Origin of the sequence: Bradyrhizobium sp. AC87j1 (assembly GCF_002936975.1) — a bacterium.
Taxonomy (GTDB): Bacteria; Pseudomonadota; Alphaproteobacteria; order Rhizobiales; family Xanthobacteraceae; genus Bradyrhizobium; species Bradyrhizobium shewense.
The window spans coordinates 39,195-64,176 of sequence record NZ_PTFE01000033.1 but is presented as its reverse complement, the minus strand read 5'-3'; the positions used below and the strand labels follow the sequence as shown (position 1 = coordinate 64,176).

The 24,982-nt window shown below is 63.4% G+C and carries 25 protein-coding genes and 1 riboswitch; of the genes, 16 read left to right on the top strand and 9 right to left on the bottom strand.

The window, feature by feature from the left end:
- The first annotated feature begins 6 nt into the window (after window positions 1–6).
- On the top strand, window positions 7–723 hold the full coding sequence (gene phoU / locus CV770_RS18840) for a phosphate signaling complex protein PhoU (RefSeq protein ID WP_038946908.1): 717 nt from the start codon (window positions 7–9) through the stop codon (window positions 721–723).
- Window positions 724–746: 23 nt separating this feature from the next.
- A complete protein-coding gene (phoB, locus tag CV770_RS18835) occupies window positions 747–1,454 on the top strand; it encodes a phosphate regulon transcriptional regulator PhoB (protein WP_018316913.1) in 708 nt (235 codons plus the stop codon).
- 79 nt (window positions 1,455–1,533) lie between these two features.
- Here phoB and CV770_RS18830 read toward each other — a convergent pair whose 3' ends face one another.
- The gene (locus tag CV770_RS18830; protein ID WP_104463367.1) at window positions 1,534–2,046 is read right to left on the bottom strand and encodes a GcrA family cell cycle regulator; all 513 of its coding nucleotides are present in this window, start codon (window positions 2,044–2,046) and stop codon (window positions 1,534–1,536) included.
- 456 nt (window positions 2,047–2,502) lie between these two features.
- Between CV770_RS18830 and CV770_RS18825 the strand changes: the two genes are divergently transcribed.
- From CV770_RS18825 to CV770_RS18815, 3 genes are all read left to right on the top strand, one after another.
- Window positions 2,503–3,711, top strand: a complete 1,209-nt coding sequence (locus CV770_RS18825) for an aspartate aminotransferase family protein (protein WP_104463366.1) — start codon at window positions 2,503–2,505, stop codon at window positions 3,709–3,711.
- Window positions 3,711–4,634: an ornithine carbamoyltransferase gene (gene argF / locus CV770_RS18820; protein ID WP_091965841.1), complete on the top strand. Its 924-nt coding sequence runs from the start codon at window positions 3,711–3,713 to the stop codon at window positions 4,632–4,634. Before CV770_RS18825 ends, argF begins: the two co-directional genes overlap by 1 nt.
- 298 nt (window positions 4,635–4,932) lie before the next feature.
- The gene (locus tag CV770_RS18815; RefSeq protein WP_104463365.1) at window positions 4,933–5,940 is read left to right on the top strand and encodes an Hsp33 family molecular chaperone; all 1,008 of its coding nucleotides are present in this window, start codon (window positions 4,933–4,935) and stop codon (window positions 5,938–5,940) included.
- Between the two features lie 1,005 nt (window positions 5,941–6,945).
- On the opposite strand, the gene apaG is transcribed toward CV770_RS18815, so the two are convergent.
- Window positions 6,946–7,338, bottom strand: a complete 393-nt coding sequence (apaG, locus tag CV770_RS18805) for a Co2+/Mg2+ efflux facilitator ApaG/CorD (RefSeq protein ID WP_165637784.1) — start codon at window positions 7,336–7,338, stop codon at window positions 6,946–6,948.
- A gap of 179 nt (window positions 7,339–7,517) precedes the next feature.
- On the opposite strand from apaG, the gene CV770_RS18800 reads away from it, so the two are divergent.
- Genes CV770_RS18800 through CV770_RS18790 form a run of 3 tightly spaced genes read left to right on the top strand, consistent with a single transcriptional unit; the run spans window position 7,518 to window position 10,585 of the window.
- A complete protein-coding gene (locus tag CV770_RS18800) occupies window positions 7,518–8,813 on the top strand; it encodes an OpgC domain-containing protein (RefSeq protein WP_104463364.1) in 1,296 nt (431 codons plus the stop codon).
- Window positions 8,813–9,586, top strand: a complete 774-nt coding sequence (locus CV770_RS18795; RefSeq protein WP_091965837.1) for an SGNH/GDSL hydrolase family protein — start codon at window positions 8,813–8,815, stop codon at window positions 9,584–9,586. The genes CV770_RS18800 and CV770_RS18795 overlap by 1 nt, the downstream gene beginning before the upstream one ends.
- 12 nt (window positions 9,587–9,598) lie before the next feature.
- Window positions 9,599–10,585, top strand: a complete 987-nt coding sequence (locus tag CV770_RS18790) for an SGNH/GDSL hydrolase family protein (protein ID WP_104463363.1) — start codon at window positions 9,599–9,601, stop codon at window positions 10,583–10,585.
- Window positions 10,586–10,759: 174 nt separating this feature from the next.
- On the opposite strand, the gene CV770_RS18785 is transcribed toward CV770_RS18790, so the two are convergent.
- A complete protein-coding gene (locus CV770_RS18785) occupies window positions 10,760–11,947 on the bottom strand; it encodes an O-succinylhomoserine sulfhydrylase (protein WP_201759919.1) in 1,188 nt (395 codons plus the stop codon).
- A 74-nt stretch (window positions 11,948–12,021) separates the two neighbouring features.
- Window positions 12,022–12,101, bottom strand: a riboswitch (SAM riboswitch).
- A gap of 80 nt (window positions 12,102–12,181) precedes the next feature.
- On the opposite strand from CV770_RS18785, the gene CV770_RS18780 reads away from it, so the two are divergent.
- From CV770_RS18780 to CV770_RS18765, 5 genes are all read left to right on the top strand, one after another.
- Complete coding sequence (locus CV770_RS18780; RefSeq protein ID WP_104463380.1) at window positions 12,182–13,318, top strand: 2'-deoxycytidine 5'-triphosphate deaminase; 1,137 nt, start codon at window positions 12,182–12,184, stop codon at window positions 13,316–13,318.
- Between the two features lie 17 nt (window positions 13,319–13,335).
- The gene (locus CV770_RS43355) at window positions 13,336–13,776 is read left to right on the top strand and encodes a PAS domain S-box protein (RefSeq protein WP_245453789.1); all 441 of its coding nucleotides are present in this window, start codon (window positions 13,336–13,338) and stop codon (window positions 13,774–13,776) included.
- Window positions 13,733–13,924, top strand: a complete 192-nt coding sequence (locus CV770_RS43350) for a PAS domain S-box protein (protein WP_245453788.1) — start codon at window positions 13,733–13,735, stop codon at window positions 13,922–13,924. The genes CV770_RS43355 and CV770_RS43350 overlap by 44 nt, the downstream gene beginning before the upstream one ends.
- A gap of 107 nt (window positions 13,925–14,031) precedes the next feature.
- Window positions 14,032–15,084, top strand: a complete 1,053-nt coding sequence (locus CV770_RS18770; RefSeq protein WP_104463362.1) for a hypothetical protein — start codon at window positions 14,032–14,034, stop codon at window positions 15,082–15,084.
- Window positions 15,085–15,316: 232 nt separating this feature from the next.
- Window positions 15,317–16,762, top strand: a complete 1,446-nt coding sequence (locus CV770_RS18765) for an MATE family efflux transporter (RefSeq protein WP_104463361.1) — start codon at window positions 15,317–15,319, stop codon at window positions 16,760–16,762.
- On the opposite strand, the gene CV770_RS18760 is transcribed toward CV770_RS18765, so the two are convergent.
- The 6 genes from CV770_RS18760 to CV770_RS18735 form a co-directional block, all read right to left on the bottom strand.
- Window positions 16,759–17,235, bottom strand: coding sequence for a hypothetical protein (locus CV770_RS18760; protein ID WP_201759917.1), 477 nt, complete (start codon window positions 17,233–17,235; stop codon window positions 16,759–16,761). The two genes, CV770_RS18765 and CV770_RS18760, sit on opposite strands and share 4 nt — an antisense overlap.
- Before the next feature lie 123 nt (window positions 17,236–17,358).
- Complete coding sequence (locus tag CV770_RS18755; RefSeq protein ID WP_104463359.1) at window positions 17,359–17,760, bottom strand: SRPBCC family protein; 402 nt, start codon at window positions 17,758–17,760, stop codon at window positions 17,359–17,361.
- A 144-nt stretch (window positions 17,761–17,904) separates the two neighbouring features.
- Window positions 17,905–18,264, bottom strand: coding sequence for a VOC family protein (locus CV770_RS18750; RefSeq protein WP_201759916.1), 360 nt, complete (start codon window positions 18,262–18,264; stop codon window positions 17,905–17,907).
- Between the two features lie 104 nt (window positions 18,265–18,368).
- Window positions 18,369–18,728, bottom strand: a complete 360-nt coding sequence (locus tag CV770_RS18745; RefSeq protein ID WP_038947289.1) for a hypothetical protein — start codon at window positions 18,726–18,728, stop codon at window positions 18,369–18,371.
- A 130-nt stretch (window positions 18,729–18,858) separates the two neighbouring features.
- On the bottom strand, window positions 18,859–19,698 hold the full coding sequence (locus CV770_RS18740; RefSeq protein WP_104463357.1) for a helix-turn-helix transcriptional regulator: 840 nt from the start codon (window positions 19,696–19,698) through the stop codon (window positions 18,859–18,861).
- A 97-nt stretch (window positions 19,699–19,795) separates the two neighbouring features.
- On the bottom strand, window positions 19,796–20,371 hold the full coding sequence (locus CV770_RS18735; RefSeq protein WP_104463379.1) for a methylated-DNA--[protein]-cysteine S-methyltransferase: 576 nt from the start codon (window positions 20,369–20,371) through the stop codon (window positions 19,796–19,798).
- A gap of 345 nt (window positions 20,372–20,716) precedes the next feature.
- On the opposite strand from CV770_RS18735, the gene CV770_RS18730 reads away from it, so the two are divergent.
- The 3 genes from CV770_RS18730 (at window position 20,717) to CV770_RS18715 (ending at window position 24,952) form a co-directional block, all read left to right on the top strand.
- Window positions 20,717–21,835, top strand: coding sequence for a site-specific integrase (locus CV770_RS18730; RefSeq protein ID WP_161500008.1), 1,119 nt, complete (start codon window positions 20,717–20,719; stop codon window positions 21,833–21,835).
- A 1,515-nt stretch (window positions 21,836–23,350) separates the two neighbouring features.
- Window positions 23,351–24,700, top strand: coding sequence for a S8 family peptidase (locus tag CV770_RS18720; protein WP_104463355.1), 1,350 nt, complete (start codon window positions 23,351–23,353; stop codon window positions 24,698–24,700).
- Window positions 24,701–24,778: 78 nt separating this feature from the next.
- Window positions 24,779–24,952 carry a hypothetical protein gene (locus tag CV770_RS18715; RefSeq protein ID WP_245453787.1) on the top strand — a complete coding sequence of 58 codons (174 nt, stop codon included), beginning with the start codon at window positions 24,779–24,781 and terminating at the stop codon, window positions 24,950–24,952.
- Window positions 24,953–24,982 lie beyond the last annotated feature (30 nt).

The window sequence follows — 24,982 nt, the reverse complement described above, 5'->3', positions numbered from 1 at the left end:
CGCGACATGGGTACTGAACATACCGCAAAAGCTTTCGACACCGACCTCCAGGAGCTCACCCGCCTGGTCGCCGAGATGGGCGGCATCGCCGAGCGCATGATCGTCGATTCCGTCGGCGCGCTGATCCGCCGCGACGTCGCGCTCGGCCAGCGCGTCGTCACCATCGACGCCGAGCTCGACGCGCTGCAGAAGCGCATCGAGGAACGCGCGGTGCTCACCATCGCCCGCCGCCAGCCGATGGCGGTGGATTTGCGCGAGATCGTCGGCGCCATGCGCGTTGCGACCGATCTCGAGCGCATCGGCGACCTCGCCAAGAACATGGGCAAGCGCGTCGCCGCGCTGGAGACCGACTTCCATCCGCTGAAACTCTTCCGCGGCCTGGAGCACATGACCGACCTCGTGCAGCAGCAGGTCAAGTCGGTGCTGGACGCCTATGCCGCACATGATCTGCCGGCGGCGATGGCGGTGTGGAAGGGCGACGAGGAAGTCGACGCAATCTGCACCTCGCTGTTCCGCGAGCTCCTCACCTACATGATGGAGGATCCGCGCAACATCTCGTTCTGCATCCATCTGATGTTCTGCGCCAAGAACATCGAGCGGATCGGCGACCACGCCACCAACATCGCCGAGACCGTGTTCTACATGATCGAGGGCCAGGCGATCACCGACAAGCGGCCGAAGGGCGACATGACCACCTTCGCCACGACGGTCCCGAATACCTGAAGACTTGAAGGAGCGACGACCCGATGGGCGCACGCATTATGGTGGTTGAGGACGAGGAAGCTCTCACCGAGCTGCTTCGCTACAACCTCGAAGGCGACGGCTATGACGTCGAGACGGTCATGCGCGGCGACGACGCCGACACCCGCCTCAAGGAACACATCCCGGACCTGATCGTGCTCGACTGGATGCTGCCGGGCCTGTCAGGCATCGAGCTGTGCCGCCGCCTGCGCACGCGGCCCGACACCAAGCAGCTGCCGATCATCATGCTCACCGCGCGCGGCGAGGAGAGCGAGCGGGTGCGGGGACTTGCGACCGGCGCCGACGACTACATCGTCAAGCCGTTCTCGGTGCCGGAGCTTTTGGCGCGCGTGAAAGGCCTGCTGCGCCGCGCCAGTCCTGAGCGGCTCGCGACGGTGCTGGCCTATGGCGACATCGAGCTCGACCGCGACAAGCGCCGCGTGGCGCGCTCGGGCCGGCCGATCGATCTCGGTCCGACCGAATATCGCCTGCTGGAGTTCTTCCTGGAGCATCCCGGCCGCGTGTTCTCGCGCGAGCAACTGCTCGACAGCGTCTGGGGCCGCGACATCTACATCGACGAGCGCACCGTCGACGTCCATATCGGCCGCCTGCGCAAGCTGCTCAATCTCGGCCGCGAGCAGGACCCGATCCGCACCGTCCGCGGCGCCGGCTACGCGCTCGACGATCGCTTCGCGAAGGCGGAGCAGACGTAAGGTTTGCTCGCGATAAGCCAACAAAAAAGCGCGCCGGCCAGCGCGCTTTTCTTTGTCTCAATGTCGCCTGAGGCCGTGCTCAGCGCGGGCCCGGCTTTGCCGGGGCGCGACGGCGATCCGCCGCCGGCTGATACGCCACGCGCGAGTGCTGGGCGCAGTAGGGCAGGCCGGACAGCGCCTTGCCGCCGCAGAAGAAGAAATCCGGGCTCGAGGGATCGCCGACCGGCCAGTGGCAGGTCGCCTCGTTCAGCTCGAGCAGCGACAGCCGCTGGCTCATCGGCACCACGTTGTCGTAGGTGACCGGTTCAGCCTCCACCTCGACCTCGAAGGCCTGTGCCAGCGCGGTGTTGCCGCGCGCGATGGGGCGGGTCACCCGCATCAAGTGCTGCGCGGGACGCGCCTTGCGCGGCCGGGGCGCTGCCGATGAAGGGCTCTTGGCGCGGCCGGACAGACCGAGCCTGTGCACTTTGCCGATCACGGCATTGCGGGTCACATTGCCGAGCTCAGCTGCGATCTGGCTGGCCGAAAGTCCGGCCTCCCAGAGCTTTTTCAGCTGCTCGACGCGATCGTCGGACCAGGTCAAAACCGTCATTGCACCCTTTCCCTCGCTACGCGCCAGCCATCCTGGGGCCTCGCAGCGATTGCCTAAGCCTTCAAAAACCCGTGCCGCCAGAATCCCTTAAGGCTCGCCGGGCGCGTGACTGACGCCCGAACGCTTACGCCGGTACATGAGGACTCTTGAGATCAGAACCGCTGCACGAGATGTCGTATCTGACAATCCAAACGCTACAATATGGCGTGACTCCCGCGCAAGAGTCCGCCGACTCGCTTCCACATGTTCCGTGGTGAAAACCCGCAAAATCGGCACCGCAAGACTACGGATTCAGCGTTTCCCGAGGCTTTCCGGGCGGCATTGACACCCGTCTTGCCAAGCATAAGATAGTCCCGCGTGCCGCCCTTAAAAGGCGGCACGTTTCGTTTTCCGGGCCGGTCGATGGTGCGTTGCGCAATGCACGCGTCACACCGTCCTCAACATTCAAGTGACATCATGACTAACAGCGCAGCGCCGCATTTGCTCCCCGTTTTCGCCAGAGCCGACCTCGGCTTCGAGCGCGGCGAAGGCTGCTGGCTGATCGCGACCAATGGCGATCGCTATCTCGATTTCACCTCGGGCGTGGCTGTGAATGCGCTCGGCCATTGCCACCCGCATCTGATCAAGGCGCTGCAGGAGCAGGCGACGAAGCTCTGGCACATGTCGAACCTGTTCCAGAGCCCGGATGGCGAGAAGCTCGCCAACCGGCTTTGCAACGAGAGCTTTGCGGACTTCGTGTTCTTCTGCAATTCGGGCGCCGAAGCGCTGGAGGGTGTGATCAAGCTGGTCCGCCATCATCACTTCTCCAAGGGGCATCCGGAACGTTATCGCATCATCACCTTCGAAGGCGCCTTCCACGGCCGCACCCTGGCAACGCTCGCCGCGACTGGCTCTGCAAAATATCTCGAAGGCTTCGGCCCGCCCATGGAAGGCTTCGACCAGGTGCCGCACGGCGATATCGAGGCCGTCAAGAAGGCGATCGGCCCGCACACCGCCGGCATCCTGATCGAGCCGATCCAGGGCGAGGGCGGCGTGCGCTCGGCAACGCCGACCTTCCTCAAGGCGTTGCGCCAGCTTTGCGACGAGAAGGGCCTGCTGCTCGCCTTCGACGAGGTGCAGACCGGCATGGGCCGCGCCGGCGATCTGTTCGCCTATCGGCGCACCGGCGTCACACCTGACGTGATGTCGCTGGCGAAGGCGCTCGGCGGCGGCTTCCCGATCGGCGCTGTGCTGGCGACCGCGGATGCGGCGGCCGGCATGGGGCCCGGCTCGCACGGCTCGACCTTCGGCGGCAATCCGCTGGCGATCTCCGCGGCCAATGCGGTGCTCGACGTCATGCTCAAGCCCGGCTTCTTCGACCACGTGCAGAAGATGTCGCTGCTGCTGAAGCAGAAGCTCGCCTCCGTGATCGACCGTCATGGCGATGTCGTCAGCGAAGTGCGCGGCGAGGGCCTCCTGATCGGCATCAAGGCCGTGGTGCCCTCCGGCGATCTCGTCGCGGCACTGCGCAATGAAAAACTGCTCACGGTGGGTGCCGGCGACAATGTCGTGCGTTTCCTGCCGCCGCTGATCGTGACCGAAGCCGAGATCGAGGACAGCGTCGGGCGGCTCGAGCGCGCCTGCGCCGCAATCTCGTCCAGCCAGACCAAGCGGGCGGCAGGCTGATGAGCAAGTCCCCGAAGCACTTCCTCGATATCAACGAGCTGCCGCTGTCGGAGCTCAAGACCATGCTCGCGGCGTCCTCCGCCATGAAGGCGAAGCAGAAGGCGCAGCAGCCGGTCAGGCCGCTCGAAGGCAAGACGCTGGCGATGATTTTCGAGCGCCCGTCGACCCGGACACGCGTGTCGTTCGACGTCGCGATGCGTCAGCTCGGCGGCGAGCCCATCATGCTCACCGGTGCCGAGATGCAGCTCGGCCGCGGCGAGACCATCGCCGACACCGCGCGCGTGCTGTCGCGCTATGTCGATGCCATCATGATCCGTATCCTCAACCACGATGCGCTGCTGGAGCTTGCGGCCAACGCCACCGTGCCCGTCATCAACGGCCTGACGCGGCGCTCGCATCCCTGTCAGGTGATGGCCGACCTCATGACCTATGAGGAGCATCGCGGCCCGATCGAGGGCAAGACGGTGGCCTGGACCGGCGACGACAACAACGTGCTGGCGTCCTGGGCTCACGCAGCCGAGCGCTTCAAGTTCCAGCTCAACGTCGCAACGCCGCCGGAGCTCGCGCCGAAAAAAGCGATGCGCGACTTTATCAAGGCGACCGGCGCGCCGATCATGCTCGGCACCGACCCGGAAGCCGCCGTGCGCGGCGCCGACTGTGTCGTCACCGACACCTGGGTTTCGATGGGCGACAAGGAAGGCGAGCATCGTCACAACGTGCTCAAGCCCTATCAGGTCAACGGCAAGCTGATGTCGCTGGCCAAGCCCGATGCGCTGTTCATGCACTGCCTGCCCGCCCATCGCGGCGAGGAGGTCACCGATGACGTGATCGACGGTCCGCAATCGGTCGTGTTCGACGAGGCCGAAAATCGCCTGCACGCGCAGAAGGGCATTCTGGCCTGGTGCTTTGACGCGGTGAAGTAAGGGCGCACGAAGCCCGGCCGCGGCCTCACACACAACTGTCGTCCCGGACAAGCGCGCCTAAAGCGCGCGCAGATCCGGGACCCATAACCACAGGAAGTCGTTTGGCGAGGACTCGGAGTTGTCATCGCTGGCTGCAACGTAGTCCTGTGGTTATGGGTCCCGGATCTGCGCTTCGCTACGCTACGCTTGTCCGGGACGACAGCAGGCTTGAGACGGCTTGATACAGTCCAATTCGCATCCGGAACACGCCACCCAGCGCCCCTTCCAATTCCCACCCTCCGACCCCAGATAACGCCCCATGGTTTCCCAATCCCCTCAGATGAAAGCCGGCCCCGAAGGCCCGGTTCGCGCGCCATCAGCGGTTCCGATCGATGACGCCGTGTTGCCCTACGAGGTCGATGCGCTCGACGTGCGCGGGCGCCTCGTGCGGCTTGGCCCGGCGCTCGACGAGATCCTGACCAAGCACGATTATCCGGCGCCGGTCGGCAAGCTGCTCGGCGAGGCCATCGTGCTGACGACGCTGCTCGGCTCGGCGCTGAAATTCGAGGGGCGCTTCATCCTGCAGGCCCAGACCGACGGCCCGGTGTCGTTCCTGGTCGTCGACTACATGGCGCCGGATCGCCTGCGGGCCTATGCGCGCTTCGATGCCGCGCGTCTCGGCGATACCAGGGATTCCGGCACGCTGCTCGGCCGCGGTCATCTCGCCATGACCATCGACCAGGGCCCCGACATGAGCCGCTACCAGGGTCTGGTCGCGCTCGACGGCGGCAGCCTCGAAGACGCCGCCCACGAATATTTCCTGCGCTCCGAGCAGATCCCGACGCGCGTGCGCCTCGCGGTCGGCGAGGAATGGCGCTCCAACGACGGCGGCAAGCATCGCTGGCGCGCCGGCGGCATGCTGATGCAGTTTCTGCCGAAGGCGGCGGAGCGCGCGCGGCAGGCCGATCTGCATCCCGGCGATGCCCCCGATGGCGTCGAGGTGCACAGCGTTGCCGAAGACGACGCCTGGGTCGAGGCACGCTCGCTGATCGAGACCGTCGAGGACGTCGAGCTGATCGATCCCGAGCTCTCCGGCGAGCGGCTGGTGTTCCGCCTGTTTCACGAGCGCGGCGTGCGCGTGTTCAATCCGATGGTCCTCAAGGCGCAATGCTCCTGCTCGCGCGATGCGGTCGCCTCGATGCTGAAGAGCTTCTCGCCCGACGACCGCGCCGCCATGGTCAAGGACGACAAGGTCGTCGTCACCTGCGAGTTCTGTAGCTCGGTGTACGATTTCACGCCGGACGAGGCCGGCGTGGAGGACGCGTAGCGAGCTCTCGTAGAGTGGGCAAAGGCGCACTTGCGCCGTGCCCGCGATCTCTCGATGACGACCAAAAACGTGGGCACGCTTCGCTTTGCCCACCCTACGGCAGCTTGCTGTGTCGCCCTCTGTCAATCCGCCTTGCTAAAAATATTCCACTTTACCGAAATTCGGTTTTGTCGTATCTATCGCCCATCCCGGCTCATCCAAGAGGGGCGATCATGTGTCGTCACTATCGCGAGCCGGGCTTGCGGTGGACGCGGCAGCGTCGGCACGAGAGGCGCGGGCAGGGCGGGTAGTCCCTGTGAGCCCGAGGCTTCGTGCGGATGAGCGGCGCTGTCAGGTTCGTCTCGTCTGTAAGTTTCCGGCTTCGTCGACGGGGCCGGAAAAACTGCGGCGAAATGGCGGGCCGTGCGTACGGCAAAACCGTGTGGTCCTGGCCGTCGTTGCTACGGTCAAGCTTCCGCGGAGGTGCGAGCGAGCCCAACCGGGCAGACTGCATCATCCAAATTCGCGGGGCGAGGGAGGCCAGAAGGAATGGTCGGCTCCCGGGAGATCACGGCATAAGCCGTCCAGCCACCGCGCAGGGAAGGCCGAGTGATCGGCACCACCTGTATGCTGCTGTGCGGTTCTTTCTGCGTGTGCTTTTCGCGCAGCGGACCGCGGGTGCGAGCCAGCACCCGGCCTTCCCTGCGCCCTCTTGGATTAGAGGGTGGAGCGATCAAGCAAAGCTCGGGCGATTCAAGCCGCGAGGCTGCGAAGGCGTGTCTGCAAATTGGCTGTCGTAGGATGGGTAGAGCGAAGCGAAACCCATCATGCTTCCGCGAGGATGAGGGACGATGGGTTTCGCTTCGCTCTACCCATCCTACTTTGCTGCTTGCCAAGCGCCCCAATATCGTAGGGTGGGCAAAGCGAAAGCGTGCCCACGATTTGTCTCCGAATTCGCGAAAAATGGTGGGCACGGCGCGTTGCGCCTTTGCCCACCCTACGGCAGCTGCGCAAGGAGCGTCGCTCCTAATTCAACACCCTCTTATTGTCCGGGCTGTCCAGCGAAAACGCCGGCACGTCGATCTCGAAGCGCTCGCCGCTTTCGGTGACCATCTGGTAGCGGCCGGTCATGAAGCCGGAGGCGGTCGAGAGCGGGACGCCGGAGGTGTATTCGAAGCGCTCGCCGGGGGCCAGGATCGGCTGCTCGCCGACCACGCCCTCGCCCTTCACCTCCTGCTGGCGCCCGGAGGCGTCGGTGATGATCCAGTGCCGCGCCTTGAGCTGCACGGTCTCCTCGCCCGAATTGACGATGACGATGGTGTAGGACCAGAAGTAACGGGAGCGGTCGGCCGACGACTGCTCCGGAACAAAGTTCGGCTCGACGGTCACTTCGATCTGGCGGGTCACGGCGCGGTACATGGTTGCTATCATACCGAAATCGGGCGCTGGAACCAAACGCCGGAGGCGGCTTTGGCGACATCGTCCCGCCAGAATTCAAAGGGAATGACACCCGGACGTGATCCGGCCGCTTTGCGAGATGACGACCGGACCGGTACACTCCTCAACGTCGCGATTTGCGGAAGGGTTTTTAGGCCCCGATGACCATTGCCGACCATGTGACGGGATCGACGATCGCGGGAACCGCCAAGCCTGCAGACGCCAAGCCTGCAGACAGCATGGCTGTGGACAGCAAGCCCGCGGGGGCGAAGCCGCGCGCGACCGCGCCGGCCATCACGCTGCCCGCCATCGGCGAGCGCGAGCTCCGGCTCGACCTGTTCCGCGGGCTGGCGCTGTGGCTGATCTTCATCGACCATCTGCCGCCGAGTCTGCTGACCTGGTTCACGATCCGCAATTACGGCTTCAGCGACGCCACCGAGATCTTCATCTTCATCTCCGGCTACACCGCCGCCTTCGTCTACGGAAGGGCGATGCTGGAGAGCGGCGTCGTCATCGCCACCGCGCGCATCCTGCGCCGGGTCTGGCAGATCTACGTCGCCCACGTCTTCCTGTTCACGATCTTCCTCGCCGAAATCTCCTATGTGGCGACCCGGTTCGAGAACCCGCTCTACACCGAAGAGATGGGTATCATGGATTTCCTCAAGCAGCCCGACGTCACCATCGTGCAGGCGCTGCTGCTGCGTTTCCGCCCCGTCAACATGGACGTGCTGCCGCTCTACATCGTGCTGATGCTGGCGCTGCCGCTGATCCTGTGGTCGATGAAATGGCGCCCCGACGTCACGCTCGGCCTCTCGGTCGTGCTCTACGCGGTCACCTGGGAGTACGATCTCTACTTCTCCGCCTATCCGAACGGCTTCTGGGCCTTCAATCCGTTGGCCTGGCAATTGCTGTTCGTCTTCGGGGCATGGTGCGCGCTCGGAGGTGCGCGACGGATGTCGCGTATCCTGGCTTCGCCGGTGACGATGTGGATCGCGATCGCCTATCTCGCCGCGGCGTTCTACGTGACGCTGACCTGGTACGTGCCGCAGCTCTCCCAATTCATGCCGAAGCGGGTCGAGCAGTGGATGTATCCGATCGACAAGACCGATCTCGACGTGCTGCGCTTCACGCATTTCCTGGCGCTGGCCGCGCTCACCGTCCGCTTCCTACCCCGGGATTGGCCGGGCTTGAAATCGCGCTGGTTGCGACCATTGATTCTATGTGGCCAGCATTCTCTCGAGATCTTCTGCCTCGGCGTCTTTCTGGCCTTCGCCGGGCATTTCATTCTCGCCGAAGTCTCCGGCGGCGCAGCCATGCATGCGCTGATTAGTCTCTCCGGGGTCCTGATCATGTGGGGCGTGGCCTGGGTGATTTCGTGGTACAAACGCGTGGCTGACAAGAGCGGTGCGAAAACCAAAAACGCCGTCGGCAACGCCGATCTGGCGGGAGGGGGCTGATGAAGGCGAAGGTTCTCCTGAGCCTGGTCCTGCTATGCGGTAGCCTCGCCGCGCCTGTGGCGCGCGCGGGCGATGCCGCGCCTGCCGGTGCGCCCGCGGCGTGCGAATTGCCGTCTTATCTGCTTACCAGCGAAAGCCAGCTTCCTAAGGTCGCCGAGGCCGTCAAGGCTGGCAAGCCGCTCGAAATCCTGGTCGTCGGCAGCCGCTCGACCACGATTCCGTCCTCGGAGGGCAGCTCCTATCCGGCGCGCATGGAAGCGGTTCTGAAGGAAAAGCTGCCACCGTCAGAAGCGGTGCACGTCTCCGTAGAAATACAGAGCAAGAGAACGGCGGAGGAGGCCGCCTCGACCTTCGTTAAGCTGGTGGAAGCAAAGACGCCTACTTTGGTCATCTGGCAGACCGGGACCGTGGATGCTATCCGATCCATCGATCCCGACGAATTTCGGAGCGCGGTGACCGACGGGGTTGTTGCGCTGCAAAAGGCAGGGGCCGACGTCGTCTTGATGAATTTGCAGTACAGCCCGCGCACCGAAACCATGATCTCGGCGCAGCCTTTTCTCGATAATATGCGCGTGGTGGCGCAGGAGCACGACATCCCGCTGTTCGATCGCTTCACGATCATGCGGCAGTGGAATGATCAGGGTCAGTTCGACCTGTTCAGTCCGTCCCGCGGGCCCGAACTGGCGAAGCAGGTTCATGATTGCCTTGGCCGGGCGTTGGCACAGTTCGTGATCGACGCAGCCCATCTGGAGCCGGCCCAGCAGCAAAATTGAGGTCTAGCGTTAATGAGTTCTCTCCGCCCTTTTTGCCTGACGGCATGGCTGGCCGCACCTGCAGCAGCAGTGCTGTTGTTGCTGGCGCCAGCCTCGCATGCGCAGACCCAAGCCGCGCAGGCGACACAAGCACCGGCGCAGTCGGCTGATCCCGCTCCCGCTTCGCCGTCCCAGACCACCGTTGCCGTGACCTCGCCCGAGCAGCGCGGCATCACGGCGCGCGCCATCGACAAGGTGAAGCAGGTCGCCAAATCCGCCGGCGACGTCTTCAACCGCGTGCCCTGCCTGCCGTCAAAGGGCGGCTCGAAGGCGATGGGCTCGCTGCCGCATGTTGCAAGCAAGCTCGTGGCCGGCCAGCCCGTCCTCATCGTCGCGTTCGGCTCGTCGTCGACCGCAGGATTCGGCGCGAGCTCGCCGGAATTCAATTATCCGAACCGTCTTGCTGCCCAGCTGCGCCGCCACTATCCGACCGCCGACATCACCGTCGTCAATGCCGGCGTCGGCGGCGAGGATGCGCCCGAGATGATGAAGCGCCTCCAGACGCAGGTGATCGACGTGCATCCGGATCTCGTGATCTGGCAGGTCGGCACCAACGCTGTGCTGCGCAACCTCGATCCCGGCGACACCGCCAAACTGGTCGAGGACGGCATCAGCCGCATCCAGGCCGCCGGCGGCGCCGACATCGTGCTGGTCGATCCGCAATATTCGCCGGCCGTCAACCAGCGCGGCGAAAGCGCCGGCAAGATGGTGAAGCTGCTGGGCAAGGTCGCCGAGCTGCGTCACGTCGGCATCTTCCCGCGCTTCGAGGTGATGCGCGACTGGCACGAGAACCAGTCGATTCCGGTCGAGAGCTTCGTCATCGCCGACGGCCTGCACATGAACGATTGGGGCTATGCCTGCTTCGCCCAGCTGCTCGGCGACGACATCATCCGCTCGGTGGGGCAGATCAAGCTGGGCGTGAACGTGCCCGCGGACGTAAGAACGTATCGGCCGATGTAGCTTGCTTCACCCTCCCCTGGAGGGGGAGGGTCGATCGCGCGAAGCGCGAGCGGGGTGGGGTGATCTCTCCACTCGGGCACTGTTGGATGTGGGAAGACCGTCACCCCACCCCGCTACGCATTCCGCTTCGCTGCATGCGTAGCAACCCTCCCCCTCCAGGGGAGGGTAAGAACCTCACGCCTTCTCCAGCGCCGCGGTCAGATCCTCGATCAGATCATCGGCATGCTCCAGCCCCGCGGAGAAGCGGATAAAACCTTCGCTGATGCCGAGCGCGGCGCGGTCCTCCGGCTTCAGGCGCTGATGCGTCGTGGTCGCCGGATGCGTGACGAGGCTCTTGGCGTCGCCGAGATTGTTGGAGATCTTCGCCAGTTTCAATTCGTTGAGCACACGGAACGCCGCGGCCTTTCCGCCCTTCACCTCGAAGCCGACCAGCGTCGAGCCGCCGCGCATCTGCTTTTTCACCAATGCTGCCTGCGGATGATCGGCGCGGCCCGGGAAAACCAGTCGCGAGATCTTCGGATGGCTCGCCAGCACGTCGGCGATGCGCGCGGCCGTATCGGTCTGCGCGCGCACGCGCACGCCCAGCGTCTCCAGGCCCTTGAGCAGGACCCAGGCGTTGAACGGCGAGATCGACGGGCCGGTCTGGCGCATGAAATTGTGGATGTGCTCGGCGATGAAGGCTTCCGACGACAGGATGATGCCGCCGAGGCAGCGGCCCTGGCCGTCGATATGCTTGGTCGCGGAATAGACCACGACGTCGGCCCCGAGCGCCAGCGGGCTCTGCCAGATCGGTGTTGCGAACACGTTGTCGACGACGAGCCGCGCGCCGCCCTTGTGCGCGATCTCGGCAATCCCTGGGATGTCGAGCACATCCAGCGTCGGATTGGTCGGGCTCTCCAGGAAGAGCGTCTTGGTGTTCGGCCTCACGGCGCGCTGCCATTGGTCGAGGTCGAGCCCGTCCACCAGCGTGGTCTCGATGCCGTAGCGCGGCAGCAGGTCCTGGATGACGTAAAGGCACGAGCCGAACAGGGCGCGGGAAGCCACCACGTGGTCGCCGGCCCTAAGCGGCGCCAGGATCGCAGTCGTCACCGCGGCCATGCCGGTCGCCGCCGAGCGGGCGGCTTCGGCGCCTTCGAGCTCGATCATGCGGCGCTCGAACATCGCGATGGTGGGATTGGAGTAGCGCGAATAGATGAAGCCCGGATCCTCGCCCTTGAACCGCGCCTCGCATTGCTCGGCAGTGTCGTAGACGTAGCCCTGGGTCAGGAACAGCGCCTCCGACGTCTCGCCATATTGCGAGCGCAGGGTGCCGGAATGGACCAGGCGGGTTTCGGGACGATAGTTGGTGGTCGACTTCGACATAGGTACCTCCGACATGACCGTCTCGTCGAAAACGGTCACAAAAAAACCGGCCTGGATATCTCCACGGGCCGGGATCACAGAGGTCCCCGGCCTGTTTAGCGACTTATTTAACGTGGCTGCAAGCCGGCCGGCTCAAATCACCACGGGATAAGTGATGCTCATATTCCGCAATGCCCTTTCCGTCAAGGCGTCCATCGGATAGCCGTAAAAGACTTGTATTTCCGGCATGTCCGGATGCATCTGCCCCCTGAAGAGGACCCCCGGTTGACGTTCACGGTTGCGCCCGACGCCAATGGTATCCTGCCCGACCGCATGATCGCGGCGATGGCGAAGGCCGGGCTCATCCTGCCCGCCTATGACTTCGTCGAGAGCCAGATCCAGCCGGCGAGCCTCGATCTGCGTCTCGGCGACATCGCTTATCGCGTCCGCGCCAGCTTCCTGCCCGGTCCCGGCGCCACCGTCGCCGAGCGCATCGACGAATTGAAGCTGCACGAATTCAGCCTCGCCGATGGGGCGGTGCTGGAGACCAACTGCGTCTACATCGTGCCGCTGCTGGAGAGCCTCGCGCTGCCGCCGGAGATCGTCGCGGCCGCGAATCCGAAGAGCTCCACCGGCCGGCTCGACGTCTTCACCCGCGTCATCGCCGATGGCACCCGCCGCTTCGACATGATCGGCGCCGGCTATCACGGCCCGCTCTATGCCGAGATCAGCCCGAAGACGTTTCCGGTGCTGGTTAGCGAGGGCTCGCGTCTGTCGCAGGTGCGCTTCCGCACCGGTGACGCCATCCTCAATGCCGACGAGCTCGACGGCTTGCATGCCGCCGAGCGCCTCGTCGACATCGACGATGCTGATCTCTCGGGTGGCGTCGCCGTCTCCGTCGATCTCTCCGGCGAGAAGGCAAACGGCTTCGTCGGCTACCGCGCCAAGCGCCACACCGGTGTCGTCGACGTCGATCGCCGCTCCGGCTATTCCGTCGAGGACTTCTGGGAGCCGATCTCGGCTCGTCCCGACGGCAGCCTGATCCTCGATCCCGGTGAGTTCTACATCCTGGCGTCGAAGGAAGCCGTGCAGGTGCCGCCCGACTATGCCGCGGAGATGGTGCCGTTCGATCCGCTGGTCGGCGAATTCCGCGTGCATTATGCCGGATTCTTCGATCCCGGCTTCGGCTATGCAGGCGCGGGCGGAAAAGGCGCGCGCGCCGTGCTGGAAGTGCGGTCGCGCGAAGTGCCGTTCATCCTCGAGCACGGCCAGATCGTCGGCCGCCTCGTCTACGAGAAGATGCTGGCCCGTCCCGACGCGATGTACGGCCAACGCATCGGCTCGAACTATCAGGCCCAGGGCCTCAAACTATCGAAGCATTTTCGGGTGTAGCTGCCCATTTTACTGTCATGCCCCGGCTTGACCGGGGCATCCAGTACGCCGCGGCCTGTCGGCTCTATAGTGATCGCCTCTGGAATACTGGATCGCCCGATCCTCGTGCGCAATTGCGCACTGGTCGGGCGATGACACCGGTGTGTCAGGATGCGAAGCGAAATTCGGGCTACATGCAAGGTGGTGACATGAGCAACCAATCCGAACTCGACGCAAAGATCGTCGAAGACGTCGCGGATGCGCTGATCTATTCGGATCGCTCCGGCACGATCATGCGGTGGAACCGTGCAGCGGCGGCGCTGTTCGGCTTCTCCGCTGCGGAAGCGCTCGGCCAGAATCTCGATCTGATCATTCCCGAACACCTGCGCGCCGCGCACTGGAAGGGCTTTGAAGCTGCGCTGGCCAGCGGCAAGCATGAAGCTTGCGGGCAGGCCGACACTGACCCGCGCGCTGCATAAGAGCGGGCGCAAGCTCTACATCGAGATGACCTTTGCGTTGGTGCGGGATTCCGGCGGCAACGTCTTGGGATCGGTGGCGATGGCGCGCGATGTCACCGACCGGGTCGAGCGAGAGCGCGCGGCCAAGACGCCACCGCAAACTTCGTGATGCGGAATTGGCGGGTGGCCACGCAGGGCGCTCTGCACGGGCGTCATGTTGCCTGCCGGAAGGTGCGGTGACACACTCGATCGCAACAACGATCGGGAGCGAAACGAATGACCGCCGCAGCTGACGCCGCGCAGGAAGCCCAATGGAAGCGCTGGCGTGCAGTCGCCGACCTCTACCACGCCTATTTCACCGGCCTCATCCTCACCGTCGTCACGCGGCGCGGCACTGCGGATGCAGCGGAGTTCGTCTTCCGCGTGTTCCGCCGCCAGCAGCAGGAGCGCTTCCTGCCCGGGCTTAGGAAGCTGGGGATCGATCATCTGCCGCCGGCGGTGGCGGCCGCGCAATATCACTATCTCTCGAACTGGATCGGCGGCGTGCATGTCGAATACATGTATGAGAGCGACGCCAAGGCCTGGATCCGCTATCCGCCGCCGCGCTGGATCTGGAAGGGCACCGCGATCTGCGGCGTGCCGGGCGAGGTCTCGCGCGCGATGCTGCGGGGATGGCACTCCAATAACGGCGTTGCGCTCGGCGATCTCAGGCTCGGCTTCGTCTGCACCAAGCAGAGCGTCGACGGGCAGGACGGGCTGGAAGGCTACTACCACCAGTACGATCATCCGCTCGAGCTGGACCAGCGGCTCGTGTTCGCGCGCCACCTCGAAGCGCCGCTGTTCGACGCGAAGACTGCGCCGGCTCTGCCGGTTGCGAGCTGGCCGAAACCGCGCCTCGAAAAAGCCTATCGCAACTATGCGATGGAGTATGTGCGCACGGCGGCGCCCGTGATGGTGCAGTTGTTCGGCCCGGAAGACGCCGGCTATCTGCTGCACCTCACCGGCAAGTTGATCGGGATGCAATATTTCGACGAAGTCGCCGCCGCGCTGGCGATGAGCCGCGGCGGGGCAAGCGAATTCGCGTCGTTCCTGAACGCGCTGTTCGCGGCGCAGGATGACACGGCCGAGACCTCGCGATCCGAAGGCTCCTTCGAAATCCGCCAGCAGAGCTGGAAGCTGATGGACGACGTCGCCGATTATCACCCCGCCTGCGCCAAGGTGCTGGAGGGCTTGTTCGAGGGGCTAGCTGCGGGATGCGGGCGGCATATCGGCGTGCGCATGCGCGCCGCCGCTGGCGGCCGTCCGCCGCTGGTTTGGGCCGTGGAATAGGCGATGGCGCCGCCGCGCGCTTCTCCTCTCCCCGCAAGCGGGGAGAGGAGAACAACAGCCGCAATTTCACGGGCTGAAATGCGCTGCCGCAGGGCACGCCTGCAGCTAGCGCAGGAGGAATCGCTGCGGGCCGTGCTAACAAGCCTCTCGCCGCGCCTTCTGCGCGAAGAAAATAATTGGCACACCTACGCATTGCCGCGCCGCAAATGGCGCCCCGTGCCCCGGAGAGGACATGTCCGACATCGCCGAAATCCCGGTCGATGAGCAAGAGCGTCCGCTGCCGCCGCCCCCGCCGCCGGTGCGAAGCGCGCTGACGGACGGGCCGATTCTGCGCACGCTGCTCTCCCTCGCCTGGCCCAACGTGATCGCGCTCTCGGCCGGCACCTGCACGGTGATCGCGGAGACCTCCTATATCGGCCGGCTCGGCGTCGAGGCGCTGGCGGCGATGGCGCTGGTGTTTCCGACAATCATTCTGACCATGACGATGTCGGGCGGCGCCATGGGTGGTGCGGTGGCTTCCGCCATTGCCCGCGCGCTCGGCGCCGGCGATCGCGAACGCGCCGGTACGCTCGCCGCGCATGCGATCCTGATCGGCATCAGCTTCGGCCTCGTCTTCATGCTGGGCATGCTGATCTTCGGGCCCCGGGTGCTGGAAATGCTCGGCGGCCGCGGCGATGTGCTGACGCATGCGATCGCCTACACGCAGGTATTTTTCGGCGGCGCCGTGCTGCCCTGGCTGCTCAACACCATGGCCGGCGTGCTGCGTGGCACCGGCAACATGAAGCTGCCGTCGTTCCTGATCCTCAACTCGGCGGCCTGGCAGATCGTGCTCGGCGGCACGCTGGGCCTCGGGCTCGGGCCGGTGCCGCAGTTCGGCATGCGCGGCGTCGCGGCCGGCGCGCTGATCGCCTATTCCATGAACATCTGCATCATGGGCTGGTACCTGTTCTCCGGCCGCGCCCGGGTTACACCGAAGCTGCGTGGCCTGCGCATTCAGTGGGCGATGTTTTTCGACATCCTGAAGGTCGGCGCGATCGCCTGCTTCTCGCCGCTGCAATCGGTGCTGACGATCTCGATCTTCACCCACATGCTGGCGAAGTTCGGCACCACGATCCTCGCCGGCTACGGCATCGGAGCGCGGCTCGAATTTTTGCTGACCTCGATCGCATTCTCGTTCGGCATCGCCTGCGTACCGATGGTGGGGATGGCGATCGGCGCAGGCAACATCGCGCGCGCCCGGCGCGTCGCCTGGATCGCCAGTGCTGCCGCCTTCGTGGCCGTCGGGGCGCCGGCGTGCGTCGTTGCGATGTTCCCCGATCTCTGGATCAACATCTTCACCGACAGCGCGGCCGTGCGCGCGGCGAGCCATCAATATCTCTCGACGGTCGGACCGTTCTACGCATTCTTCGGCATTGCCACGACGATGTATTTCTCCTCGCAAGGTGCGGCCAAGGTGATCGGGCCGGTGCTGGCGCAGACGGCGCGGCTGATCTACATCTCGGCGGCCGGCTGGTGGCTGTCGACACACGGGGCCACCGCGCAGAGCTTTTTCTGGCTGGCCGCAAGCTCGATGGTCGTGCTCGGCCTGCTCTCGTTCTCCAGCGTGGTGCTGACGCGCTGGGGACCGCGCGCGAGCAAGGCTGCGATCAGGCCGGCTCTATCGGGCGCCGCCGATTAGCGATGCCTGTGGCGGCGATGACCGCCGCCGCCGACATTGGCGAGCCGCATCAGTTGCGGAATCATCGCCATCATGTCGCCTCCACCGGAGCCGCCGATCATGCCCATGATGTCGCCGCCACCAACGCCGCCATAACCGCCCGGCATGGTACCGCCACCCATCGGGGTGTAGCCGCCGTAATTGGGTGCGCCAAAGCCGCCGCCGAGGCCACCGCCCATCATGCCACCAAGCCCTCCGCCGCCATTCTCCATCATGCGGCTCATCATCGGGCCCATGGTCTGCATCATCATGGCGAAGCGGCGCTTGCCCATCTTCGCCTTCATCATCTCCAGCATCGGGGCCATCTGGGTCATCATGTCCTCGCCGCCGGCACCTCCGCCGCCGAGGAATTGCGCCTTCGCCGGCGAGCTCGCGACTGAAAACAGCAGCAGCACGGCGGCCGCCTGGCAGATCACCTTGTCCGCACCTCTCATGGCATGCTCCTCGCGTGCGTGGCGCCGCCGGGAGAGCGGAGCCAACCGGACGCACGCCGCGATGGTTACGGCTGGCGAGGGCGGTGCTCTGTGAGAAAACTCACAGAGCAGCGTGGACCGCCGCTAGGCTGCAGCGGGCGGAAACGCTTTATGTATCGCAACGACGGCGTCCTTGGTCTGGCCCTGGACATAGGCTGCAAGCTCGTTCGGCAGCATGTCGATGATCCACACCAAGCGGCTTCTCCGCTCGCCGTCGGCGATCACCTGCACCGAGGCGCTGTAATGCTTCAGCCGCTCGTTGTTGATGGCATAGACGAGGCGCTGCCGCGCGTCGTCGCAATCGATCAGCACTTCACGCGCTACCGAACCGTTGGCGAAGGTGACGATACGCGCATCGCCGTCGAGCGTGCAGGCGGTGACGAATCCGGGTGCCAGCCGTTCATGCAGCGCGCCGAAATCGCGCACCGCATCCCAGACGTCGCGCGCCGGGACGTTGATGGAGATGTCGTTGTGGATGGAGGCCATGGGATTCCCATTGTTGGAGTCATTCCGGGGCGCGCGGAGCGCGAACTATGGTGCGCAATTGCGCACCTGAGAATCTCGAGATTCCGGGTCTGGTGCTTCGCACCATCCCGGAATGACGGCGTATGTGGCACCTCAGGTCGCGCCTCACACACAAACCGCCTCGACATTGTTGCCATCAGGGTCGATCAGGAACGCCGCGTAATAGGTCGGGCTGTAATCCTTGCGCGGCCCGGCGCCGCCATTGTCGCGGCCGCCGCTCTTCAGGCCTTCGCTGTGGAACGCCTTGATCGCGTCATGATTTCCGGCGCGGAACGCGATGTGCGCACCGTCGGCCTTGCGGCCCTTGTTCAGGTGCAGCCACAGCGCCGGCTCGCCCTTTGGCCCGAAACCGGCATAGCCGTCGCCGCTGGAGCACAGGACGTAACCGAGCGGCGCCAGCACCGCGGCGTAGAAGCGCGTCGCGGCGTCGAGATCGGCAACGCGAAGCCCGATGTGGTCGTACATGATCGTCTCCATCTGCAAAGCGCGCCGAAAATGGCGCGCGCCGGAGACGACCCTAGTCGGGATGAGGTGGGCGGCTCTTGGAGAATCTTGCGCTCGGCAGCCGGCTAATTCGCCGGCACCTCCGACTGCCACCGGATCACCCGTTTCAGGTGATAGACGTGAACCCACATGTTCGTTCCGATCACGCTGACTGTTGCAACGATCAGGGCCGTGAGCTTCTGCGGGTCATGAAGGGCGAGCACGAGCAGGAACGCGGAGAGGGCCGCCGTGACGCCGAAGCTGAACCAGAGTCCGATGAGGCGTGGTGCAAACCAGGCCGGCTGACCGTCGGTGCCCCACTGCATCGGAATCCTGCGCGAGGTGATCTGGCGGCCATAATAGACGGCACAGCCGGCGATGAAGGCAAGACCGACGGCAAGCGCGATCAGTGTGGCCGCAATCACATCACTCGGGGCACTGTTCATCTGCCGGGTCGCCGCACTCAAAGAGCGTTGATTCGCTCTTTGGTTGTAGTATCGCGCGGCGTGCCGTAAGCCCAGTACGACGCGCCCGTCTGGTCAACAGACTATTACCCCACCATGCGGCCGACCTGTCTCAGTTGAGGACGAGGCGTTCGGCGAAGATGCTGCGCTCTCCCTTCGAGGCCTGGCGGAACTTGGTCGGCGATACGCCGGCAGCGCGGTGGAAGGTGCGGACGAAGTTGGAGAGATCGCCGAAGCCGACGTCATAGGCGAGATCGGTGACCGCGATGTCGTCATCGGTGAGCAGCCGTGCTGCGTGGCGCAGCCGCGAGCGCACCAGATATTGATGCGGGGTGACGCCGAGCACGCTCGAGAACAGCCGCAGGAAATGGAACGGGCTGAGGCCCGCCTGCTTTGCCATCTGTTCGAGATCGACCTCGGCATGCGAATTGTCGTCGATCCACAGCGCGGCCTCGACCGCGCGGCGGCGGTCGCGCGCGGAGGGCGTGGCCGGCTTGCGCGCCTTGCCGGAAACGACGTCGACAAAACGGCCGGCCAGGATCTGGCCGACCTCGTCGAGACCGATGTCGCTGTTGCCATCTGCCGCCGTCTGGGCGAGCTCGCCCAGCACCATCAATTCGGGCAGCGGCGGCGTGGCGCCGACGTGCCAGATCTCGCGTCGTCCGCCGAGGGCATCGACCATGTCCTCGCTGAGGAAGAACGACAGGCAGACGTCGCCGCTGACATGCTCATGTGTGCAGGTGTATTCCTCGCCGGGCGCGCCGACCAGCATCGAGCCCGCCACCAGGTCGAAGAAACCGGCGCGGCAATGGCAGCCGAAGCTGCCCGAGCGGACATAGGCGATGGAATGCCCGGTGCGGCATTCGGCAAACGGCGTATCGCCCGGTCCCGCGTCGCAGCGAAACTCGGAGACGGTCATCGATTGTGACGTCAGCAGTGTGTTCGCGTCCATGCCGCCTTATCTAGGCATGATCCGGACAAGTGTGTAGCGGTTGTCCGACAAGATCATGCCCAAAAATACAAAGCTAAGGTGCGGTCAAGATCGCGCCTTAGCTCGGCCTTGGTGGGGCAACGGGCAGCAGCACCTCGAACAGCGTCTTGCTGGCGACCGGATGGGCGCCCTCGAGCGCCAGCAGGCGCCGCTTGGAGATCACCCCGCCATAAGGCGAGAGCCGATCGGTGTAATTGCCGGCCTCCAGCATGCGGTGGCAGGGCACGATCAGCATGTAGGGATTCTTGGCGATCGCCTGTGCCACCGAATGTGCCGCGCCTGAAGCGCCCAGCGCCTTGGCGACCTCGTGATAGGTGCGCGTCTCCCCGCGCGGAATGGAGCAGGCGAACTCATAGACGCGGCGATTGAAGCCGGGCACCCCGCCGGCATCCAGGCCGACCTCGGAAAAATCGGGATCGTTGCCCTGCAGCAGGCTCACGATGCCCTCGATCGCAAGCTCGGCATTGTTGGAGGGGCGCTGCTCGCGCGCCTCGGGATGGATCGCAAAAATGCGGCGGCGGGTATCGATCTCCCGCGCCTCCGGCAATTGCACGGCCACCACGCCGGTGTCGCTCCAGATGATGCCGCAGCGCCCGATCGCCGTGTCGAATATCGTATAGCCACGCCCCACCATGCACACGCCCCACTCAGTGCACGTCTCTCCCCAGACAGGAGATCATAACACCGCCACAATCCGGCGCACCTGGAATCTTATCAGGACGTTAATAACCGGCCGGCTGGCTGCGCCAAACCGCTTGGCGGGAGGCGCCGTCTCGGCTAATCAGGACGGGCGCGCAAGCCGCGCATAAGCGGGCGTAGTTCAATGGTAGAACGGCAGCTTCCCAATCTTTTGTGAGGCCTCTCCACCGTTCCACATAGTGCCCACAAACCGCTTGTTTTACAGTGGCTTCCGCGAATCTCCTCTCATATACTTCGGCATGGTTATCCGCCTCAATCCACGTGAAAGGCGTGCCAAATCGTGCCAATTCTTGGGCTCACAGATCTCGCGGTTCAGTCACTGAAGCCCGGTCTGTACATGGACCGGAAGACGCCAGCGTTTGGCTTGCGCGTCGGCAAACGCCGAAAGACGTGGATCGTCCTCAAAGAGCCGAACCGCACCAAAATTCGGCTGGGCCACTATCCTGATCTGAAGCTCGCAGAAGCGCGCCGCCGTGCCTTTGTCGCTCTCGGCACTCCCGTCGGGGAGAAGGAAATCAGCATCGAGTTCGAACAAGCGAAGCTCGTCTTCATTGAGGAGAATTACAAAGGCAAAGCCAAGCGCACCAAATCTGAGACGCTTCGTCTCCTCAACCGTCTTCAGTTCAAGTGCACGCTCGCTGATCTTGATGACGCGGCGATTGAGCATGAACTAGGGAAGTTTGCCGACGCCCCCAGTGAACAGCTTCATGCATTCCGCGCGCTCCGGACAATGCTCCGGTGGTGCACGAGACCTCCACATCGCTACATCAAACGCAGTCCGCTCGAAGGTTATCCGGCTCCTGGTAGGGACAAAAAACGCAGCCGAATCCTGAACGACGACGAACTTAGAAAAATCTGGCGAGCATGCGAAGGCTTCTTCGGCGACATGATCCGCCTCATCATCTTGTGGGGATGCCGAAACGGCGAAATAGGAAGGCTGCAACGGACATGGCGAGAAGGGCGCGTACTCACCATTCCTGGTGAATTCACAAAGAATGGGCGCGCCCACGCAATCCCGATACTGCCGATGGCGCGTGCCATCCTCGACCGACAGGAAAAGATGGGCGACAATTGGCGAGACAAGAGCACCGATTACTTCTTCCCCGGTCACATCAAAGGCACCCACTTCAATGATGGATCGTGGGGAAAATTGAAGAAGGAGCTCGACAAGCGATCGGGTGTGACGGGATGGCAGGTGCGTGATCTTCGGCGTACATTCCGCTCCACGCTCGCCCGATTAGGGGTCTTCCGTGAGATTGCCGAGATCATGCTCAACCACGTGAGCGGTGGAGGCAAAACCGATCTGGATGAAATTTACGACAGGTACGACTATCTATCTGATAAGCGGGGGGCGCTCCAGAAACTCGAAGCTCACCTAAAAAGGGTAACGTCTCGCTAGGCGCCTACATCTCGCTCCATGGGCAGGCCGAGAGTTCAATCCTGTCTAGCAGCACCGGCTTTTTCCCGAAGACCAGTAGAACATTGAAGGTCTAGAGGTGACCGCGATGCTGCATCTATGGTTCTTCGAGCCAACGAGAAGAAAAGGCTCCGACAAATCGCCTTGCAAGTCGACACGGACCCAGGCTGGGTCGAAACTGGACCCCTCGACCAAGTTCAGCTCCGTCCCGGCAAGCAAGGTCGTTTCCGACTCGAAATTCGTCCCTGGCCCGCCCCGCAGCTTCAAACCATTCCGGTTGCACCGGCAACGGCCGCGGCGGTGACAAAACTCAGGATACTAGACGGAGCCGATCGATCCGTGAACATCAGCGTATCGCGGTCAACAACGCATTGCAGATCAGCTGCACGTCCGCGGTCATGACGCGTAGACCCTGTACGGCGAGTCCCTTCGCCAAGCGCATCCTGCCCGCCCGAGGTAATCCGAATAGTGTCGATGCCGGCAGCCTGAGCAGCAGTGTCCAAGACAAGCTTCAGCTCGTCCGATATTGGCTTTGTTCGAATATCGGGCCCTGTAAAAGCGATCATATCGCTACACTTCACTCTGCTTTTCGCGAGCCGGGCGCTTTCACTTGGACAGACTGGGCCTTGCCGGCGCTAGGTGTCTATTAGCGCTCAACGGAGCAGCGAACTCGGTCGCAGTTTATTCGCGAAGTGTTGGTGTTCATCTCTCGAATGAGACAATTGCCACCACGGCTCCCGAGAAAACCGATGTGGAAGCGACCGATGTGGAAGCGATTGTAGCGAGAAAGCGCAGCGCTTTGGAAGGACGCGCGAGACTAACGACAACGTATGAACGAGCGCCTACATGGTCTCTTCCTTTCTGGAAAAGCACCTACGGCCGAATAAAGCGGGTTTAAAATGATAATTCGCGCAACCTTAGGGCACTATCTTTGATGGCTCAAGGTTCAGGATGGAAATCTGGTGCGACTTTAGCGCGCATGTTTAGTCGATCGCAGGAAGCGGACTCCTCTCGCTGAAAGCGAGAAGCCTCACAGGCGGGGCCAATTCGAAGGATTGAACGGATGAGCGCGCCTCCTTCCGACGTGCTGTCCATTCCAGCCCCAGCAGACGACCAATCAAGAGGCGGTTGCACATTGTCCCAACGTGTACTATCTTGTCCGATGTCATTAAGATTGCACACTGAGGAAGCCCTAAGGCTCCGCCCGTAATTACAATTGCATCTCAAAGCTTCCGACTAATGAAATAGCGTACCTTTTCTGCAGGCCAGAGAGGAACGGCTATGAAGAGCCTCCGCGTTATCGGATTTGTCCTCGCGATGACCTGTAATACAGCTGCAGGCCAGCAGCACGCAGCGACGGTAAGGATTGCAAGAAAATCGACCGGGAAGCGCAAAGCTTTAGAGCAATGTCTCTGATCATTCCCTAGGTAGGGCCACTACTCTTTAGCCTTCGATTCTGGCCGATAGGAGGAAGTCCATTCACATTAGGAGGGATTTATGGCTAAGCGATCGACACGCCGAATTTCTAGTGAGCGTGCTGAAGGCACGCCGCGCCTCGGCTCCGTGGTGCGGTTTACGCCGCAGGCAACTCGCACAGGAGTCAAACAACTCGAAGGAAGTGGCTTTCGCGTGGCCTCATCGAAGGATTTCCGCTCAGCCGATGCGGTGCCAAATGATTTCGATGGCGCTGATGTACAGTACTTTGAGCGCTTCGGAATCGCCATCGTCAGGCGGGACGGCGAACGGCTGAGACCCATGGTAGAAAGGGCTATGCAGCAGAAAATCGTAAGCGCCGTTCGGCCCGAGCGGACGTATCGCGCTCTTGGTGGAGCCGGAATGCAACGAGCTGAGGCCCCGCAAGCGTCATTCGCTGGAGTCGCGACACTGGATCAAGACTACCTGCGGGGCTACCGCGATGGCATTAGTGAATTAGTTGATCGCCTGCTGGGCAACGAAGTGGCAGAAGGCGAGCGGGCGGCTGTGGCGCGGGTTGACGAGACAGCGGCCACTTGGGGACTGCAGGCGGCAAGGGTCATTGGCAGCGGTCTGACGGGCGCCGGCATCAGGGTCGCGGTGCTTGACACCGGCTTCGATCACACTCATCAGGATTTCGTTGGTCGTGCCGTCACCAAGAAGCTGTTTGCGAGCCGCAGTAGCGAGGATGATGTGCACGGCCATGGCACACACTGCATCGGTACCGCTTGCGGCCCGATGCGCCCAACTTCCGGCCCGCGCTACGGCATTGCCTACGAGGCAGAAATTTACGCGGGAAAAGTACTAGGTGATGACGGGTTCGGCACCGATCGCTCGATAATCGCTGGCATGGATTGGGCCCTGGATCAGGGCTGCCAAGTTATTTCGATGTCGCTCGGCGCCGCGACCCGACTTGGAGACCAGCCGAGCGACGACTACGAGCAGATCGGACAGGTCTGTCTGGATGCCGGGACACTGGTAATCGCTGCCGCCGGCAACGAAAGCCTACGTCCGCAGCGGATCGCCCCAGTGGGTTCGCCGGCCAATGCATCCACGATTATGGCGGTAGCGGCCGTGGATAGTACCCTCCGTATCGCCTCCTTCTCCTGCGGTGGAATGAACCCAGACCAGGAGGTGGACATTGCCGCACCTGGTGTTGCCATACTTTCGAGTATCCCTGGAAATAACTATGACCGCTGGGATGGAACCAGTATGGCGACACCCCACGTAACCGGGGTTGCAGCTTTAATTGCTCAATCCAATAATGCCTTTCGCGGTTGGGCGTTATGGGCGCGCCTGCTTCAGATTTCAAAGCGGCTGCGGTTTCCGCCGCGTGACATTGGCAAAGGATTTGTCCAAGCGCCACCTTCGTGAACCGCAAATCCAGGTGATCTATGGATGGTGGAAAAAGTTGACGTCACGATCCGAATAGAGAAGTCGGAGCAAAATCGAATGGACGAGATCATCGACGCCCTCAAGATTCGCGGGCTCGACGACGTCGAAAGCCATAAGCGGTTCATGATAGTCAACGGTAGCGTCAACGCGGATGCCCTTGACGAACTCCGCAAAGTGAAGGGCGTTGCGTCGGTTCATCAAGACCGCGCCTATAAGACGCAGAACCCCTAAGAAGGTATACCGCGTCGCAAATTTTAAGCG

What these genes read in the sequence shown, in the direction of transcription:
- CV770_RS18770 (WP_104463362.1), top strand. Translation starts at nt 14,032, where the DNA reads ATGACCGCCGCAGCTGACGCCGCGCAGGAAGCCCAATGGAAGCGCTGG.
- CV770_RS18825 (WP_104463366.1), top strand. Translation starts at nt 2,503, where the DNA reads ATGACTAACAGCGCAGCGCCGCATTTGCTCCCCGTTTTCGCCAGAGCC.
- CV770_RS18760 (WP_201759917.1), bottom strand. Translation starts at nt 17,235, where the DNA reads ATGAGAGGTGCGGACAAGGTGATCTGCCAGGCGGCCGCCGTGCTGCTG.
- CV770_RS18755 (WP_104463359.1), bottom strand. Translation starts at nt 17,760, where the DNA reads ATGGCCTCCATCCACAACGACATCTCCATCAACGTCCCGGCGCGCGAC.
- CV770_RS18830 (WP_104463367.1), bottom strand. Translation starts at nt 2,046, where the DNA reads ATGACGGTTTTGACCTGGTCCGACGATCGCGTCGAGCAGCTGAAAAAG.
- argF (WP_091965841.1), top strand. Translation starts at nt 3,711, where the DNA reads ATGAGCAAGTCCCCGAAGCACTTCCTCGATATCAACGAGCTGCCGCTG.
- CV770_RS18765 (WP_104463361.1), top strand. Translation starts at nt 15,317, where the DNA reads ATGTCCGACATCGCCGAAATCCCGGTCGATGAGCAAGAGCGTCCGCTG.
- CV770_RS18750 (WP_201759916.1), bottom strand. Translation starts at nt 18,264, where the DNA reads ATGTACGACCACATCGGGCTTCGCGTTGCCGATCTCGACGCCGCGACG.
- CV770_RS43350 (WP_245453788.1), top strand. Translation starts at nt 13,733, where the DNA reads ATGAAGCTTGCGGGCAGGCCGACACTGACCCGCGCGCTGCATAAGAGC.
- CV770_RS18790 (WP_104463363.1), top strand. Translation starts at nt 9,599, where the DNA reads ATGAGTTCTCTCCGCCCTTTTTGCCTGACGGCATGGCTGGCCGCACCT.
- CV770_RS18780 (WP_104463380.1), top strand. Translation starts at nt 12,182, where the DNA reads ATGCATCTGCCCCCTGAAGAGGACCCCCGGTTGACGTTCACGGTTGCG.
- phoB (WP_018316913.1), top strand. Translation starts at nt 747, where the DNA reads ATGGGCGCACGCATTATGGTGGTTGAGGACGAGGAAGCTCTCACCGAG.
- CV770_RS18785 (WP_201759919.1), bottom strand. Translation starts at nt 11,947, where the DNA reads ATGTCGAAGTCGACCACCAACTATCGTCCCGAAACCCGCCTGGTCCAT.
- apaG (WP_165637784.1), bottom strand. Translation starts at nt 7,338, where the DNA reads ATGTACCGCGCCGTGACCCGCCAGATCGAAGTGACCGTCGAGCCGAAC.
- CV770_RS18800 (WP_104463364.1), top strand. Translation starts at nt 7,518, where the DNA reads ATGACCATTGCCGACCATGTGACGGGATCGACGATCGCGGGAACCGCC.
- CV770_RS18735 (WP_104463379.1), bottom strand. Translation starts at nt 20,371, where the DNA reads ATGGTGGGGCGTGGCTATACGATATTCGACACGGCGATCGGGCGCTGC.
- CV770_RS18715 (WP_245453787.1), top strand. Translation starts at nt 24,779, where the DNA reads ATGGACGAGATCATCGACGCCCTCAAGATTCGCGGGCTCGACGACGTC.
- phoU (WP_038946908.1), top strand. Translation starts at nt 7, where the DNA reads ATGGGTACTGAACATACCGCAAAAGCTTTCGACACCGACCTCCAGGAG.
- CV770_RS43355 (WP_245453789.1), top strand. Translation starts at nt 13,336, where the DNA reads ATGCCCCGGCTTGACCGGGGCATCCAGTACGCCGCGGCCTGTCGGCTC.
- CV770_RS18720 (WP_104463355.1), top strand. Translation starts at nt 23,351, where the DNA reads ATGGCTAAGCGATCGACACGCCGAATTTCTAGTGAGCGTGCTGAAGGC.
- CV770_RS18740 (WP_104463357.1), bottom strand. Translation starts at nt 19,698, where the DNA reads ATGGACGCGAACACACTGCTGACGTCACAATCGATGACCGTCTCCGAG.
- CV770_RS18745 (WP_038947289.1), bottom strand. Translation starts at nt 18,728, where the DNA reads ATGAACAGTGCCCCGAGTGATGTGATTGCGGCCACACTGATCGCGCTT.
- CV770_RS18795 (WP_091965837.1), top strand. Translation starts at nt 8,813, where the DNA reads ATGAAGGCGAAGGTTCTCCTGAGCCTGGTCCTGCTATGCGGTAGCCTC.
- CV770_RS18815 (WP_104463365.1), top strand. Translation starts at nt 4,933, where the DNA reads ATGGTTTCCCAATCCCCTCAGATGAAAGCCGGCCCCGAAGGCCCGGTT.